This window comes from Pseudomonas sp. SORGH_AS_0211, assembly GCF_031453455.1.
GTDB classification, from domain to species: Bacteria; Pseudomonadota; Gammaproteobacteria; order Pseudomonadales; family Pseudomonadaceae; genus Chryseomonas; species Chryseomonas aestiva.
In genome coordinates this window covers 4,514,823-4,530,907 of the sequence record NZ_JAVIZV010000001.1, presented here as the reverse complement: position 1 = coordinate 4,530,907, position 16,085 = coordinate 4,514,823, and the positions used below count along the sequence as shown (strand labels likewise).

General features: G+C 69.4%; 15 protein-coding genes and 1 pseudogene. 10 read left to right on the top strand and 6 right to left on the bottom strand.

Annotated elements, in window-relative coordinates:
* Positions 1-37: 37 nt before the first annotated feature.
* From QE393_RS20945 to QE393_RS20925, 5 genes and pseudogenes are all read right to left on the bottom strand, one after another.
* Positions 38-1,363: an MFS transporter gene (locus tag QE393_RS20945; RefSeq protein WP_310045445.1), complete on the bottom strand. Its 1,326-nt coding sequence runs from the start codon at positions 1,361-1,363 to the stop codon at positions 38-40.
* Between the two features lie 396 nt (positions 1,364-1,759).
* Positions 1,760-2,908: a galactonate dehydratase gene (gene dgoD / locus QE393_RS20940; protein WP_278388069.1), complete on the bottom strand. Its 1,149-nt coding sequence runs from the start codon at positions 2,906-2,908 to the stop codon at positions 1,760-1,762.
* A 119-nt stretch (positions 2,909-3,027) separates the two neighbouring features.
* Positions 3,028-3,654, bottom strand: coding sequence for a 2-dehydro-3-deoxy-6-phosphogalactonate aldolase (locus tag QE393_RS20935; RefSeq protein ID WP_310045444.1), 627 nt, complete (start codon positions 3,652-3,654; stop codon positions 3,028-3,030).
* Positions 3,647-4,601: pseudogene (locus QE393_RS20930) on the bottom strand (2-dehydro-3-deoxygalactonokinase). Before QE393_RS20930 ends, QE393_RS20935 begins: the two are co-directional and overlap by 8 nt.
* Positions 4,598-5,392, bottom strand: a complete 795-nt coding sequence (locus tag QE393_RS20925; protein ID WP_310045443.1) for an IclR family transcriptional regulator — start codon at positions 5,390-5,392, stop codon at positions 4,598-4,600. The pseudogene QE393_RS20930 and the gene QE393_RS20925 overlap by 4 nt, the downstream one beginning before the upstream one ends.
* Positions 5,393-5,551: 159 nt before the next feature.
* Here QE393_RS20925 and phoB point away from each other — a divergent pair, with 159 nt between their 5' ends.
* From phoB to QE393_RS20910, 3 genes are read left to right on the top strand one after another with little or no spacing between them, the layout of a single operon-like run.
* Positions 5,552-6,241: a phosphate regulon transcriptional regulator PhoB gene (gene phoB, locus QE393_RS20920; protein WP_133860036.1), complete on the top strand. Its 690-nt coding sequence runs from the start codon at positions 5,552-5,554 to the stop codon at positions 6,239-6,241.
* An 18-nt stretch (positions 6,242-6,259) separates the two neighbouring features.
* Positions 6,260-7,573 (top strand): phosphate regulon sensor histidine kinase PhoR, encoded by a 1,314-nt coding sequence (gene phoR, locus QE393_RS20915; RefSeq protein WP_310045442.1) that lies wholly within the window; start codon positions 6,260-6,262, stop codon positions 7,571-7,573.
* A gap of 55 nt (positions 7,574-7,628) precedes the next feature.
* A complete protein-coding gene (locus QE393_RS20910) occupies positions 7,629-9,380 on the top strand; it encodes an ATP-binding protein (RefSeq protein WP_310045441.1) in 1,752 nt (583 codons plus the stop codon).
* Here QE393_RS20910 and QE393_RS20905 read toward each other — a convergent pair.
* Positions 9,377-9,598: a hypothetical protein gene (locus tag QE393_RS20905; RefSeq protein WP_310045440.1), complete on the bottom strand. Its 222-nt coding sequence runs from the start codon at positions 9,596-9,598 to the stop codon at positions 9,377-9,379. The two genes, QE393_RS20910 and QE393_RS20905, sit on opposite strands and share 4 nt — an antisense overlap.
* Positions 9,599-9,729: 131 nt before the next feature.
* On the opposite strand from QE393_RS20905, the gene QE393_RS20900 reads away from it, so the two are divergent.
* The 7 genes from QE393_RS20900 to QE393_RS20870 are packed head-to-tail and all read left to right on the top strand — an operon-like array spanning position 9,730 to position 16,032.
* Positions 9,730-10,404, top strand: coding sequence for a thermostable hemolysin (locus QE393_RS20900; RefSeq protein ID WP_310045438.1), 675 nt, complete (start codon positions 9,730-9,732; stop codon positions 10,402-10,404).
* On the top strand, positions 10,394-11,872 hold the full coding sequence (locus QE393_RS20895) for an AMP-binding protein (protein WP_310045437.1): 1,479 nt from the start codon (positions 10,394-10,396) through the stop codon (positions 11,870-11,872). Before QE393_RS20900 ends, QE393_RS20895 begins: the two co-directional genes overlap by 11 nt.
* Positions 11,869-12,552, top strand: a complete 684-nt coding sequence (locus QE393_RS20890) for an iron-containing redox enzyme family protein (protein ID WP_310045436.1) — start codon at positions 11,869-11,871, stop codon at positions 12,550-12,552. The genes QE393_RS20895 and QE393_RS20890 overlap by 4 nt, the downstream gene beginning before the upstream one ends.
* Positions 12,539-13,348: an SDR family oxidoreductase gene (locus QE393_RS20885; RefSeq protein WP_310045435.1), complete on the top strand. Its 810-nt coding sequence runs from the start codon at positions 12,539-12,541 to the stop codon at positions 13,346-13,348. Before QE393_RS20890 ends, QE393_RS20885 begins: the two co-directional genes overlap by 14 nt.
* Positions 13,345-13,992 carry a hypothetical protein gene (locus QE393_RS20880; protein ID WP_310045432.1) on the top strand — a complete coding sequence of 216 codons (648 nt, stop codon included), beginning with the start codon at positions 13,345-13,347 and terminating at the stop codon, positions 13,990-13,992. The genes QE393_RS20885 and QE393_RS20880 overlap by 4 nt, the downstream gene beginning before the upstream one ends.
* Before the next feature lie 10 nt (positions 13,993-14,002).
* The gene (locus QE393_RS20875) at positions 14,003-14,662 is read left to right on the top strand and encodes a response regulator transcription factor (RefSeq protein WP_310045431.1); all 660 of its coding nucleotides are present in this window, start codon (positions 14,003-14,005) and stop codon (positions 14,660-14,662) included.
* Positions 14,659-16,032 carry an ATP-binding protein gene (locus QE393_RS20870; RefSeq protein WP_310045430.1) on the top strand — a complete coding sequence of 458 codons (1,374 nt, stop codon included), beginning with the start codon at positions 14,659-14,661 and terminating at the stop codon, positions 16,030-16,032. The genes QE393_RS20875 and QE393_RS20870 overlap by 4 nt, the downstream gene beginning before the upstream one ends.
* Positions 16,033-16,085: the final 53 nt, after the last annotated feature.

The following is a 16,085-nucleotide window of genomic DNA, read 5'->3' as shown; positions in this document are numbered from 1 at the left end:
CGGGAGGCGCCTCCGGCGAGCGCTTCTTTAGTCGCCCTTATTCGGGCAGACGTTCCACCTTGCCCACCACCAGGCCATAGCAGAGGGCACCGACCAGCGCGGTCACGCCTATGAAGGCGATGGCCGGGGCGAAACTGCCGTCCTTGACCAGGAAGCCGATGACGATGGGCACGCAGATGGCCGAGAGGTTGCCGATGAAGTTGAACATCCCGCCGGTGAGGCCGATCAGTCGCTCCGGCGCCATGGCCGAGACCATCGACCAGGTGATGGAGGCCAGACCGTTACCAAAGAAGGCCAGCGCCAGGCAGGCGATGATCAGGGCGGGCGAGTCGACGAAGTTGGCGCCGACGATGCTGGTGGAGATCAACAGGCCACCAATGATCGGTAGCTTACGCGCCAGGCCCACGGAGGCGCCGCGGCGGACCAGCCAGTCCGATAGCAGGCCCGAGCAGATCACCCCGAGGAAGGCAGCCAGGAACGGCAGCGAGGCGAGAAAGCCGGCCTTGATGAAGTCCATGCCGCGGTATTTCACCAGGTAGGTGGGGAACCAGGTGAGGAAGAACCAGAGGGTGGAGTTGAGGCAGAACTGCCCGATGTAGATGCCCCAGAGCTTGCGCTTGTTGAGCACGCTCCAGAGGTCACGCCACTGGAAGGCGGCGCGGCTGCGATTCTTCTGCTCCAGATCGACCAGACCGCCACCTTCCTGGATCAGCGCGACCTCGGCGGCGTTGGCGCCGCGGAAATCCTTGGGTTCGCGATAGATCCCGTACCAGATGACCGCCCAGAGCAGGCCGATGCCGCCGGTGACGACAAAGACCATGTGCCAGCCAAAGGTCTGCTGCAGGTAGATCAGCACCGGGGTGAGAAAGGCCAGGCCGACGAACTGGCCGGAGGTGTAGAAGCCGATGGCGGTGGCCCGCTCGCGCTCGGGAAACCAGGTGGTGACCACCCGGTTGTTGATCGGATAGGCCGGTGCCTCCAGGGCGCCCACGGCGAGACGCAGGATGATCAGGCCGATGAAGCTGCCGACGAAACCCAGGCCGATGGTGGCCAGCGACCAGAGCGCGATGGCCACCGGATAGAGGATGCGCGGGGCGACCTTGTCCACCAGCCAGCCGCCGGGGATCTGCATGGCGGCGTAGGTCCAGCCGAAGGCCGAGAGGATCAGCCCCATGTGCACCGGCTCGATGCCCAGGTCCTGGGCCAGGTGCGGGGCGGCGATGGAGAGGTTGCTGCGGTCGAGGTAGTTGATCACCACGGTGACGAACAGCAGCGTCATGATGAAGAAGCGCGCCCGGCTGGGCTTGGCCAGGGTCGGCGCGGACGTTGCCGCCGCCGGAGAGGCCTGGGTAGGGGTTGGCATGGCTCGGGTCCTGTAATTGACGTTGTGGCGAGCGTTGTCGATGGCTGGGTGTCAGGGCGCCGCGGCGGCCCTCACCCTGGCCCTCTTCCGGAGGGAGAGGGGATGTGCGGTGCGGAGATCAAGGTCGGCGCTCCTGCTCCTGCCCCTCTCCCAAAGAGAGAGGGGACGGTCCGAACGAGAGCGAAACTCCGCGCTCCTGCTCTTGACTCCTCTCCCCTCGGGCGAGGGTTGGGGTGAGGGAATAGCCGGGTACCCATCTTCGAAAGCAACGCGTCGCGAGCGCAGGTGGAGCAAGGCGAAAGTCGGTGAAAAAGCGGAGTGCACGTCAAGTGCATGAGCATTTCGAACCGGCTTTCGACGCCGCTCCGGCAAGCGCAGCAGCGTTGAATCGAAGATTTACCACTCCGCGAAACTGCCGTCCTTGTGCCGCCACACCGGGTTGCGCCAGCGATGGCCGATGGCGGCTTGTTCCTTGACGAATTCCTCGTTGACCTCGACGCCCAGCCCCGGTCCCTGGGGGATCTTCACGTGGCCATCGGCGTAGTCGAACACCTCGGGATTCTTGATGTAGTCCAGCAGGTCGTTGCCCTGGTTGTAGTGGATGCCCAGGCTCTGCTCCTGGATGAAGGCGTTGTAGCAGTTGGCGTCCAGCTGCAGGTTGACCGCCAGGGCGATGGGGCCAAGGGGGCAATGCAGGGCGATGGCCACGTCATAGGCCTCGGCCATGTTGGCGATCTTGCGCGTCTCGGTGATGCCGCCGGCATGGGACGGATCGGGCTGCAGGATGTCGACGTAGCCTTCCTGGAGGATGCGCTTGAAGTCCCAGCGCGAGTACAGCCGCTCGCCCAGGGCGATGGGCGTGTTACTCATCAGGGCGATCTCCTTGAGCGCCTCGTGGTGCTCGCTGAGCACCGGCTCCTCGATGAACATCAGGCGGAACTGCTCCAGTTCCTTCACCAGCACCTTGGCCATGGGCTTGTGCACCCGGCCATGGAAATCCACGCCGATGCCGAAGTGCGGTCCGCAGGCGTCGCGGATGGCGGCGACGTTGGCGATCACCTGGTCGACCTTGTCGTAGGTGTCGACGAACTGCATCTCTTCGCTGGCGTTCATCTTGATGGCGGTGAAGCCCTTGGCCTGGCGCTCCAGGGCCTGGGCCGCGGTCTCCGCCGGGCGGTCGCCACCGATCCAGGAGTAGACGCGGATGCTGTCGCGCACCTGGCCGCCGAGCAATTCGTGCACCGGGACGCCCAGGGCCTTGCCCTTGATGTCCCACAGCGCCTGGTCGATGCCGGCCAGGGCGCTCATGTGGATGCCGCCGCCGCGATAGAAGCCGCCGCGGTAGAGCACCGTCCAGTGGTCCTCGATATTGCGCGGGTCCTTGCCGATCAGGTAGTCGGCCAGTTCCTCGACCGCCGCCGCCACGCTGTGGGCGCGGCCTTCCAGCACGGGTTCGCCCCAGCCGTGGATGCCCTCGTCGGTCTCGATCTTGAGAAAGCACCAGCGCGGCGGGACGACGTAGGTGGTGAGTTTGGTGATCTTCATGGTGTGGGAATCTCGATTTTAATTGTTGGATCGAGGAATCGCGGTCATGGCGGTTCGCCGCTGCGACCGCTCCTACAAGAGCACCGGGTATCTGTAGGAGCGGTCCATGACCGCGAGCTTTAAGCGTTCTTTACCGCCCGCCACCCCGCCGCGAAGGCCTGGGCATTGGCACTCACCTGGGCGGCGCTCAGGCCCGGCTTGTACAGCGCCGAGCCGAGGCCGAAGCCGTTGGCGCCGGCGGCCACATAGGGGCCCATGTTGTCCGGGGTGATGCCGCCCACCGGCAAGAGCGCCAGCGCCTTGGGGAAGACCGCGCGCCAGGCCTTGACCACCGCCGGGCCGAGTTGCTCGGCGGGAAACAGCTTGAGGCTGTCGGCGCCGGCGTCGAGGGCGGCGAAGCCTTCCGAGGGGGTGGCCACGCCCGGGGCACTGACCAGGCCGGCGGCCTTGCTGGCACGGATCACCGCCAGGTTGGCGTTGGGCGAGACGATCAGCCGGCCACCGGCGGCGTCCACCTCGGCCACCTGGGCCTCGGTGAGCACGGTGCCGGCGCCGATCAGGCAGCTTTCGCCCAGCTCCGCGGTCAGTCGGCGGATGCTCTCGAAGGGCTGCGGCGAGTTGAGCGGGATCTCGATGACGCGAAAGCCGGCGTCGTACAGGGCATGGCCGACCGCGACGATCTCGTCCGGGGTGACGCCGCGCAGGATGGCGATCAGCGGCAGGTCCTTGAGATAGGTATCAAGCATGGGAATCTCCAGTGATGGGGAGCAGGCCGGCGGCCTGGGCCAGGCGCCAGAGCCCGGCCCGGGTGGCCTGCTCCAGCAGGCGGACCTGATGGATATCGAACAGCGCCAGGGCGTCGCGATAGCGCTGGCAGAGCGCCGCGTCGCCGATCAGCACCAGGGGTGGGCAGGTGGCGCCGGCAAGGGCGGCGACCTGGCTGCGCAGCTCTTCGCCGATCAGCAGGCCGGACAGGTAGTCGAGGCTGTGCGCCGCGCCCAGCTCGCCGGCCAGCACGCGGCTGCGGGCGGTGAAGAGCCGGCCGAACAGGCCCTCGGCGCCGGCATCGCGGGCGGTGACCAGGCCCAGGCGGAAGGCCTCGGCGCTGGCTTCGGGACCGGCCTCGGTAGCCGGGCGACCCAGGATGGAGTGGTCGCGCAAGACGGCGAACAGCTCGCCGGTCATGTAGGTGGCGAACTCGGTCAGGCGACCGTCTCGCACCCGTACCCACTTGCTATGGGTACCGGGCAGCACCAGCAGGGCTTCGGCGGCCAGGTCCGGCTCCAGTTCGAGGGCGCCGAACACCTGGGTTTCCTCGCCGCGCAGGACGTTGGGCAAGGCGCCGCGCTGCATCACCCCGGGGACCAGATGAAGCTCGCCGCAACCCGTGTCCAGGCGCAGCAGGCCGGCGGCCAGGCTGTGGACGTCGGCCGGGCAGTCGGCATAGGGCACCTCGCGCCAGCCGCCGCGGCTGCCGACCATGCCACAGGCGATGGGCGGGCAGGTCCGGCTGGGCCTCGCGCCAGTCGCCCACCAGGGTGCGATAGGCCGCGGCGAAGTCGCCATCCGGCACATGCATGATGCCCCAGGGGCGGCTGCGGGTTTCCAGCACGGCGCCCTGGGCGTCGAACAGCTGGGCTCGCAGGGACGAGGTGCCCCAGTCGAGGCCGATGAGGTGCGGGGTGGCGGTCATGCGGGACTCCAGCCGAGTTCGCGGGAAATGGCCCGGGCGCAGGCAGTGACCTCGGGCTGCAGTTCATGCAGCCGCGCCTCGGGCATGTAGGGGATGGCACTGGCCACGCTCAGGGCCGCGACGATGGCGCCATCGGCGCCGCGGATGGGTGCGGCCACGCAGCGGATGCCCAATTCGTTCTCTTCCAGATCCAGGGCATAGCCCTCGGCGGCGTGGCGCCGCAGCCGCGCGCGATAGTCCGCCCAGGGCAGGAAGTCCTCGCGCAGGCCGGGCTGACCGGTCCGCCGGGCCACGCCTTCGCCATAGAGGGCCTCCCATTCGCCCTCGGCGAGATCGAGCATCAGCGCCTTGCCGACCCCGGTCAGCGCCAGCGGCATGCGCAGGCCGACGCGGGATCTCATCTCCAGGCCCCGGCTGCCCGGCAGCTTGTCGAGATAGAGCACGTCGCCGCCCTCGCGCACGCCGAGGTGCACGGTGTCGCCACAGTGCTGGGCCAGGCGCTGCAGATGGGGCCGGGCCACACCGGTCAGCGGCAGTTGCTCGCGGGCCTGGTAGCCGAGGGCGATGAGATGGCTGCCCAGGATCAGCCGCCCGCCGTCATGGCGCAGATAGCCGGCCTGGATCAGGGCGGCGACCAGCCGATGGGTGGTGCTGCGGGTGCAGCCGATGCCGGTGCCGACCTGGGCCAGGCTGTCGGCCCCGGCGGCCACGGCTTCGAGCACGGCCAGGCCGCGAAACAGGGCCTGGGCCCCGCTGGGCGCTTCGCCCCTGTTGGAATTGTTGTCGTTCATGGCCTTCACTCTAGAAGCCTCGGCGGTAAATCTCAATATGTGATACATCATCCCATATTGTGGGATAAAAGTTAGATATGACAGCCTTGTCACATAGCTGCAATATTGGCGCTATCTAATGCACGGCACATTGCAAGGACTCGAGAGGCAGAGCGCTCCATGACGGGTAAATCCATCCTGATCGTCGACGATGAGGCGCCCATTCGCGAGATGATCGCCGTGGCCCTGGAAATGGCGGGCTATGAATGCCTGGAGGCGGACAACAGCAAGGACGCCCACGCCCTGATCGTCGATCGCAAGCCCGATCTCATCCTGCTCGACTGGATGCTGCCCGGCACCTCCGGCCTGGAACTGGCCCGCCGCCTCAAGCGCGACGAGCTGACCGACGCCATCCCCATCATCATGCTCACGGCCAAGGGCGACGAGGACAACAAGGTCCAGGGGCTGGAAACCGGCGCCGACGACTACATCACCAAGCCCTTCTCGCCCCGTGAGCTGGTGGCGCGCCTGAAAGCCGTGCTGCGCCGCACCGGCCACATGGAGAGCGACGGTCCGCTGGAGGTCAACGGCCTGATCCTCGATCCGATCAGCCACCGGGTGACCATCGACGGCGCCCCCGCCGAGATGGGTCCTACCGAGTACCGGCTGCTGCAGTTCTTCATGACCCACCAGGAGCGCGCCTACACCCGCGGCCAATTGCTCGATCAGGTCTGGGGCGGCAACGTCTATGTCGAGGAACGCACCGTGGACGTGCACATCCGCCGCCTGCGCAAGGCCCTCGGCGAGACCTACGAAAACCTGGTACAGACGGTGCGCGGCACCGGGTATCGCTTTTCCACCAAACTCTGACGCGGGATCACCGCCGCCGTGAACATCAACTGGCGCTCCCGTCTGGCCACCCAGCTGGCGACCGTGGTCGCCGGCTGCGCCCTGGCCGGCTGGCCCTTCGGCCATGTCGGCCTGGCGGTGGCCCTGGGACTGGCGGTCTATCTGGCGGTCACGCTGAGGCACCTGCTGCGCCTGCACGCCTGGCTGCTGAGCGACGCCCCGGGCGCGCCGCCGGAAGCCGAGGGGCTATGGGGCGAGGTGCTCGACCGGCTCTATCGCCGCCAGCGCCACGAACAGCGTCAGCGCGAGGAATTGCTCGCCGTCATCGGCCGCGCCCAGGCCTCCACCGAGGCCCTGCGCGACGCCATCATCCTGGTGGATCGGCACGGCAACCTGGAGTGGTGGAATCGCGCCGCGGAAACCCTGCTCGGCCTGCGCCAGCCTCAGGACCTCGGCCAGCCCATCACCAACCTGGTGCGCCATCCGCGCTTTTCCGACTACTTTCTCGGCGGCGACTACGGCGAGCCGCTGGAACTGGCCTCGCCGCTCAACGACGATGAATACCTGCACATCCTGGTCACCCGCTTCGGTGAGGGCGATCGGCTGCTGCTGGTGCGCGACGTGACCCGCCTCCACCAGCTGGAACAGATGCGCAAGGATTTCGTCGCCAACGTCTCCCATGAATTGCGCACCCCGCTGACGGTGATCACCGGCTACCTGGAGACCCTGCTGGACAATGCCGACCACGCCACTCCGCGCTGGCGGCGGGCGCTGGGGCAGATGCAGCAGCAGGCCGGACGCATGCAGCACACCATCGACGACCTGTTGCTGCTGGCGCGCCTGGAAGCCACCGATTATCCCGCCGACAACCGCCCGGTGACGCTGGAGCCGCTGCTCGCCTCCATCCTGCAGGATGGCCGCGCCCTGTCCGGCGCCGTGGGCCATCGGCTGAGCCTGGAATGCGAACCGGGCCTGGCGCTGCTGGGCAGCGAGACCGAATTGCGCAGCTGCTTTTCCAACCTGGTGTTCAATGCCGTCAAGTACAGCCCCGAGGGCGGCGAGGTGCGGGTGCGCGCCTGGCAGGACGCCGAGGGCGCCCACGTCGCGGTGCAGGACAATGGACCCGGCATCGACGCCCGCCACCTGCCACGCCTGACCGAGCGTTTCTATCGCCTCGACGCCAGCCGCGCCTCCAGTACCGGCGGGACGGGCCTGGGCCTGGCCATCGTCAAGCACGTGCTGATCCGCCATCGCGGCGGCCTGGACATCCACAGCGTGCCCGGCGAGGGCAGCTGCTTCACCTGCGATTTCCAGCCCGAGCAGATCGCCCAGCGCACCGCCGCCTCGGCCTGAGCCACCTCCTCCCCGCCGTGCTATCGTCCGGCCATCCCTGTCACGGTCCCCTGCCATGCCCCCAGCCCTGCGCCTGCTGCCGGTCCTGCTGCTCGCCCTGCTCGGCTGCCTGCTGCTGGGCAGCCAGGCCTGGCACCGCGCCGAACAGGCGAGCCTGGCCGAGGCCAGCCTGCTCGGCCAGGAACAGCTGCGCCTGCATGCCAGCGGCCTGCAGACCCTGATCGACCGCTTTCGCGCCCTGCCGACGGTGCTGGCCCAGGACCCGGAGCTGATCGCCGCGCTCACCACCCCGCCCGATGCCGCCGCCACCGAGCGTCTCAATCTCAAGCTGGAGCGCCTGAACACGGCCGCCCAGTCCTCGACCCTGGAGCTGCTGGATCGCAGCGGTCTGGCCATCGGCGCCAGCAACTGGCGGCTGCCCACCAGCTATGTCGGCCACAACTACGGCTTCCGGCCCTATTTTCGCGAGACCCTCGCCGGCGGCAGCGGCCGCTTCTATGCCGTGGGGGTCACCACCGGCATTCCCGGCTATTTCCTCTCCCATGCGGTGCTGGACGCCCAGGGGCGCTTTCTCGGCGCGGTGGTGGTCAAGCTGGAATTCCCCGCCATCGAGGCACGCTGGGGCGAGCATCCCGAGGTCCTGCTGGTGAGCGATGCGCGCGGCGTGGTCTTTGCCGCCAATCGCCCGGCCTGGCGCTATCGCCTGCTGCGCGAGCTGACCCCGGCCGAGCGCGCCGAACTGGCCACCACCCGCCAGTACGACAGGCGCACCCTGCAACCCCTGCCCTATCGCCAGCAGCGGGTGCTCGGCGAGCAGCGCCAGGTGGCGCACATCGAGGCTCCCGAAGGCAGCGCCGACTACCTCTGGGACAGCCTGCCGTTGCCCAGCGAAGGCTGGACCCTGCACCTGCTGCGGCCCACCCGCGACCTGCAGGGCGGCGGCCCGGGCGCGGCGCTGGCCGCCGCCTGCGCCTGGCTGCTGCTGGTCTGCGCGGGTCTCCTGTGGGCGCAACGGCGCCGCCTGCAGCGCCTGCGCCAGCGCAGTCGCCTGGAACTGGAGCAACTGGTGGAGGCCCGCACCGCCGAACTCCGCACCGCCCAGGACGGCCTGGTGCAGGCCGCCAAGCTGGCCGCCCTGGGGCAGATGTCGGCGGCCCTGGTGCATGAAATCAACCAGCCGCTCACCGCCCAGCGCATGCACCTGGCGAGTCTGCGCCTGCTGCTGGATCACGGTCGGCTGGACGAAGCCCGTGCCGCCCTGGAGCGCCTCGATGGCCTGCTGACCCGCATGAGCGGCCTCACCGCCCACCTCAAGACCTATGCGCGCAAGACGCCTGCCGGCCTGCGCGAGCGGGTCGATCTGGCCCGGGTGGTGGACCAGGCGCTGGAATTGCTGGAGGCGCGCCGCGCCGAGCTGGCCGTGGAGCTAATCCTGGAGCTGCCGCGCCCGGCCTGGCTGCTGGGCGACCCCATCCGCCTGGAGCAGGTGCTGGTCAACCTGCTGCGCAACGCCCTGGACGCCGTGGCGGAGCGATCCGGACCGCAGGTCCGGGTCAGCCTCGCGCGGGAGGGAGAACACTGGTTGCTGGAGGTGGCCGACAACGGCGGCGGCATCGCCGCCGAGCACCTCGACCAGGTGTTCGATCCCTTCTTTACCACCAAGCCGGTCGGCGAAGGCCTCGGCCTGGGCCTGGCGGTGTCCTCGGCCATCGTCCAGGCCCAGGGCGGCAGCCTGACGGCCAGCAACGCTGTGGAAGGCGCGGTCTTCGCCTTGCGGCTGCCGGCTGCGCCGGCGTCAGCGGCCTAGCGCACGCAGAGCGTCACCAGCAGGGCGAAGCCCCAGCCGAGCAGCCCGGTCACCAGCAGGGTCGCCACATCCCAGGGACCGCGGGTGGCATCCAGGAGCGGCAGGCCGACGCCACCGAGCAGGGCGCTGGCGAGGACGCCGGCGAGGATCCGGACCAGCGGCCAGTGACTGTCGGCCGACTCCTCGGGCGCGGCAGCAAAGGTCTCTTCTTCGGGCATGGCAGGGCTCCCCTGGGGAATACAGAGCACGACCCTAGCCGTGCAACCTGAAGCTGCGATGAAGCGGCGCTTCAGATTGCCTTCAGCTTGACCGCCAAGACTGCACCTCGCATTCCCCCGGAGAGGTCGCGATGCTCGACGTGACTTGGCAGTCCCCGCAAGGTTTTACCCTGGCCGATCGCAGCAGCTCGCTGTTCGCCCGCCTGGAGCCGCTCGAGGCGCCCGGTCGCCAGGCGACCGAGGCCTTCATCGGCGCCCGTTTCGCCCTGGAGCATGGCGCCCGCATCAGCCACTTCCTGCCGCTGCTGCTCGCCCTGCGCAATGCCGAAGGCGTGCTGCAGGCGGCGGTGGGCATCCGCCCCGCCCTCGACCAGCCGCTGTTTCTCGAACGCTATCTACCGCAGCCGGTGGAGACCCACGTGGCGGCGGCGCTCGGCCGGCCGATTGATCGCGCGGAGGTGGTGGAGGTCGGCAATCTGGCGGCGCTGGGTCCTGGCCAGGCGCGCCTGCTGATCATCGTCACCACCTGGCTGCTGGCCCGCAGCGGCCGGCGCTGGGTCACCTTCACCGGCCCCACCCGGCTGATCAACAGCTTTCATCGCCTCGGTCTGGCCCCCCAGGTACTGGGCGCGGCCGATCCGGCCTGCCTGGGCGCCGAACGCGAGAGCTGGGGCTCCTACTACGCCAACGCTCCCCAGGTCTGCGCCGGCGACATCCAGCAGGGCTATCACCAGCTGCTGCAGGCCGGCATCTTCGCCCGCCTGGGCCTTCCCACCCTTGGCGAGGAAGACTGCCATGTCGCCTGAAGCCCGCTCCGTCGTCGATTTCTTCACCACCCTGGAACGTCACGCCTGGCACGGCGACCGGCCGGCGCTGACCGGCAGTCACGAGACCTGGAGCTATGCCCGGCTGCTGCAGGAGATCACCGCCCGCGCCGCCTGGCTGCGCGAGCACGAGATCCAGCGGCTGGCGCTGGACCTGCCCAACGGCCCCGAATTGCTGGCCTGGGACCTGGCCGCCCTGCGCGCCGGGCTGCCCTGCGTGACCCTGCCGGACTTCTTCAGTCCCGCGCAGCGTGCTCACGTCCTGCGCGACTGCGGCGCCGATCTCCTGCTGGGGCGCCCCGAGCGCACCCAGGAATGGGCCGCGGCAGGCTTCACCGCGGGCGCCGGCGGCTGGCAGCGGCCGGCAGCGGCGCGCACTCCGTTGCCGGCAGACACCGCCAAGCTCACCTATACCTCCGGCACCACCGGCACGCCCAAGGGCGTCTGCCTGAAGGCCGGGCAACTGCTGCGGGTGGCCGCCAGCCTGGCAGCCGCCAGCCGGCCGCTGGCGCCCGAGCGCCATCAGGTGCTCTTGTCGCTGGGCATCCTGCTGGAAAATCTCGGGGTCTATGCCGCCCTGCTGGCCGGTGCCGAGGTGGTGGTGCTCAAGGGCACCGACCAGGGCGTCAGCGGTTCCGCCGGCATCGACTGGGCACAGCTGGCCGCCTGCCTGCAGCAGCGCCAGCCGCACAGTCTGATCCTCATGCCGCAGCTGTTGCAGGGACTCGTGGAACTGGGCGAGCGTGGCCTGCTGCGACTGGACCCGCTGCGCTTCGCCGCCGTGGGTGGGGCGCCGCTGAGCGCGGCGCTGCTGACCCGCGCCAGCGCCCTGGGCCTGCCGGTATTCCAGGGCTATGGCCTGTCGGAATGCGCCTCGGTGGTGGCCCTCAATCGCCCTGACGCCAACCGCCCGGGCAGCGTCGGCCAGCCCCTGCCCCACGTCCGCCTGCGCCTGGCCGCCGACGGCGAAGTGCTGGTCGGCGGCGTCGATTTCGCCGGCTACCTGGGCGAGCCCGGCAGCGCCACCGACGAGGTGGCCACCGGCGATCTCGGCGAATTCGACGCCGACGGCTACCTCTATCTGCGCGGGCGCAAGAAACACCAGTTCAGCCTGGCCTCGGGACGCAACGTCGACCCGGGCTGGATCGAGGCCGAACTCACCCAGGGCGGCCCCATCGCCCAGGCCTATGTCCAGGGCGAAGGCGCCCGGCACCTGGTGGCGCTGCTCTGGCCGCGGCAACCGGACCTGCCCGACCGTTTTCTCGCCGATCAGGTCGCCTGCCTCAACCAGCGCCTGCCCGACTACGCCCGCATCGGCGCCTGGTGCCGCCTCGCCGAACCCTTCACCCCCGCCAACGGCCTGCTCACCGCGACCGGACGCCTTCGCCGCGACGCCATCCAGGCGCACCACGCGGCCCTGCTCTCGGACCTTCTGGAGATACACCCATGAGTTTCTTCGCCACCCTGCAAGCCGAAACCGCCGCGCAGCGCCAGGCGCTGTTCGAAGTGCCCATCATCTGTGCCGCCCTGAGCGGTGACGTCGCCCTGGAGAGCTATGTCGCCTTTCTCGGCCAGGCCTATCACCACGTCCGCCACACCGCGCCGCTGATGATGGCCTGCGGCGCCCGCCTGCCGGCGCGGCTGGAATGGCTGCGCGGCGCGGTCTGCGAATACATCGAGGAGGAATACGGCCACGACCAGTGGATCCTCAATGACATCGCCGCCTGCGGAGGCGATGCCGAGGCGGTGCGTGCCAGCCGTCCCGGGCTGTCCATCGAGCTGATGGTGGCCTATCTCTACGACTTCATCGCCCGCGACAACCCGGTCGGCCTGTTCGGCATGGTCAATGTGCTCGAAGGCACCAGCATCGCCCTGGCCACCCAGGCGGCCGGCGCCATCCGCGGCCAGCTGGGCCTGCCGGCCACCGCCTTCAGCTACCTGGACTCCCACGGCAGCCTCGACCAGGAGCACATGGCGACCTATCGCCAGCTGATGGATCGCCTGGACGATCCGGCCGACCAGGCCGCGGTGATCCGCGTGTCCAAGGTGGTCTATCGCCTCTATGCCGACATGTTCCGCGCCCTGCCCGGCGCCGGCCAGCAACCGGAGCAGCGCCATGCAGCTGCCTGACTGCCGCATCCTGCTGACCGGAGCCAGTGGCGGCATCGGCCTGCCGCTGGTGGAACAACTCTGCGCCGGCGGCGCCCAGGTACTGGCGGTGGCCCGTGACACCCGCACCCTGCAGCCGCTGGCCGAGCGCCTGGGCGGCCGGCTGCGCTTGCTCGATGCCGACCTCACCCGCCGGGTCGATCGCCAGGCGGTGCTGGCCGAGGCCAGTCGCGGCCAGGGCGTCAACGTGCTGCTCAACGCCGCCGGCAGCAACAGCTTCGCCCTGCTCGAAGCCCTCGACGAAGACGCCATCGACAACCTGCTGGCGATCAACATCGGCGCGGCCATCCAGCTGACCCGCCTGCTGCTGCCGCTGCTGCGCCGCCAGCCATGGGCGGTGATCGCCCATGTCGGCTCCACCCTGGGGTCCATCGGCTATCCCGGCTATGCGCCCTACTGCGCCAGCAAGTTCGCCCTGCGCGGCTTCACCCAGGCCCTGCGCCGGGAGCTGGCCGATACCCGCATCCGGGTGCTCTACGTGGCGCCCCGCGCCACCCGCACGGCGATGAACAGTCCGGCGGCCATGGCCGTGAACCAGGCGCTCAAGAGCCAGGTGGACGACCCCGCCGTGGTCGCCGGCGCGGTGATCCGCGCGCTGGTCGAGGATCGCCAGGAACTCCATCTCGGCTGGCCGGAAAAGCTCTTCGTCCGCCTCAACGGCCTGCTGCCCGGCCTGGTGGATCGCGCCCTGCGCCGCCAGCTTCCGGTGATCCGCCGCTTCATCGATCCCGCCTTCGCTCCGGAGAAACACCCATGACGTCCCCACGCAAGGCCCTCGGCCTGCTGCTCGCCGCGCTGCTCGCAAGCCCCTTCGCCCTGGCCGACGATGGCCAGCGCCTGGCGCAGATCCAGCAGCGCTGGGCCGAGATCCAGTACCGCCTGCCCAGCACCGAAAAGCCCGCCGCCTTCGAACAGCTGGCCGGCGAGGCGCGCGCCTTCACCCAGGCCGCCCCCCAGTCGGCCCCGGCGCTGATCTGGCAGGGCATCGTGCTCAGCAGTTGGGCCGGCGCCCAGGGCGGGCTGGGTGCGCTGGGCAAGGTCAAGGAAGCCCGCACGGACCTGGAACAGGCGCTCAAGCTCGATCCCACGGCGCTGCAGGGGTCCGCCTACACCAGTCTCGCCGCCCTCTACGACCGGGTTCCCGGCTGGCCGATCGCCTTCGGTGACGCCAGCGAAGCCGATCGTCTGCTGCAGCAGGCCCTCGCCCTCAACCCCAGCGGCATCGATACCCTATACTTCTGGGGCGACCACCTGTATCGCCAGAAGCGCTATGCCGAAGCCCGCGCCGCCCTGCTCAAGGCGCAGCAGGCCGCACCACGGCCCGGACGCGAACTGGCCGACCAGGGACGGCGGGGCGAGATCGCCGCGCTGCTCAAGGACGTCGACCAGAAGCTGAAGTGACGAGGCCTCCATGCGCGTGCTGCTGATCGAAGACGATCCCGACCTCGGCGAGGGCATCCGCACCAGTCTGCGGGAAGAGGGCTATACCCTGGACTGGCTCAAGGACGGCGAAAGCGCCGTCCACGCCCTGCGCGAAGAGGGCTTCGACCTGGTGGTGCTGGATCTCGGCCTGCCGCGCCTGGACGGCATCCAGGTGCTGCGTCAGAGCCGCGCCAACGGCCTGACCACCCCGGTGCTGATCCTCACCGCCCGCGACGACACCGAGGACCGGGTCGACGGCCTCGACGCCGGCGCCGACGACTACCTGGTCAAGCCCTTCGACATCAAGGAACTCAAGGCCCGCCTGCGCGCCCTCCTGCGGCGGCGCAACGGCCCCTCGCAGATCCAGCTCGAAGGGGGCGGCATATCCCTCGACCCGGCCACCCGCCGGGTCACCTTCGACGGCCAGCCGGTCAACCTCACCCCGCGTGAATACCAGCTGCTGCACGAACTGCTGGCCAATCCGGGCAAGATCTTCAGTCGCGATCGCCTCATGGGGCTGCTCTACGGCTGGGACGAGGGGGTGGAAAGCAACACCCTGGAAGTCCACATCTACAACCTGCGCAAGAAGTTGCGCGCCGACCTGATCCGCACGGTCAGGGGCATCGGTTACCGCCTCGAGTGCCCATGACCTCCATCCGCCGCCGCACCGTCGGCCTGGTGCTTTCGCTGCTGCTGATCGGCACCCTGCTGATCGCCCTGACCAACGTCCACGACAGCCAGCGCGAGATCGGCGAAATCTACGATGCGCAGCTGGCCCAGAGCGCGCGCATCCTGCAGGGCATGCTGCGCGCCGCACCCCGCGGCGAAGGCCGCCTGGCGCTGCATGCCAGTGTCACCCAGGCCCTGGCCGAAGCCACCGACAGCCCCTATGGCCACAGATACGAGGCCAAGATGGCCTTCCAGGCCTGGAACGCGCGCGGCGACCCCCTGATGCGCTCGCCCAGCGCGCCCATCTTCATCATGCCGACGACCCCGGGTTTCACCGAGCAGACCCTGGAGGGCGAGGCCTGGTATGGCTTTCTGCTGCCCGATCCCGAGCATGACCTGATGCTCTGGGTCGGCGAGCGCGAAGAGGTCCGCGCCGATCTGGTCCGCCGCATCCTGCGCCATACCCTCACGCCGCACCTGATCGGCCTGGTGCTGCTGTCGCTGCTGGCCTGGCTGGCCATCGGCTGGGGCCTGCGGCCGCTGCGGCGCATGGCCGGGCTGATCCGCCACCGCGATCCGGAATCCCTGCAACCGCTGCAGCTCGATCCGCTGCCGCGCGAACTGGAACCCATGCAGGCCGCGCTCAATCGCCTGCTGCTGCAGATCGAACAACTGCTGCAGCGCGAACGCCGCTTCATCGCCGACGCCGCCCACGAATTGCGCACGCCCCTGGCGGTGCTGCGCCTGCATGCGCAGAACGCCCTGTCCGCGCAGACCGCGGCGGCCCGCGACGAGGCGCTGAAATTCGTCGTCAGCGGCACCGATCGGCTGACCCGGGTGGTCAACCAACTGCTGATCCTGGCCCGGCTGGAACCCCGGCCGAGCTGGAGCGCCGAGCAGCGCTTCGACCTGCGCACCGCCCTCAGCGCCACCCTGGAAGAACTGGGGCCCTGGATTCTCGACAAGGGCCTGGACCTCAGCCTCGACGCCGAGGCCAGCCAGGTACAGGTCCACGGCGACAGCGCCATGCTGGGCATCGCCCTGCAGAATCTGCTGACCAACGCAGTCAATGTCTCGCCCCCCGGCGGCGAGATCCGCGTCCGGCTGGAGGTCGCCGCCGGCTGGGCCGAGATCCAGATCCTCGACCAGGGCCCCGGCATTCCCGTGGAGATCCTGCCGCGGCTGTTCGAACGCTTCTACAGCAGTGGAGCGGCCAACGGCGCCGGCCTGGGGCTGTCCATCGTCCAGACCGTCGCCCAGCACCTGGGCGGACGCATCGAACTGGACAACCGTCCCGAAGGCGGCGCCTGCGCCCGCCTGGGCCTGCCGGTGCTGCCGGGTCCCGGTTAGGGACTCGACCACTCGCCAGCCTTAGGGCAAGGTAGCGGCGCACCGGCCGCGAG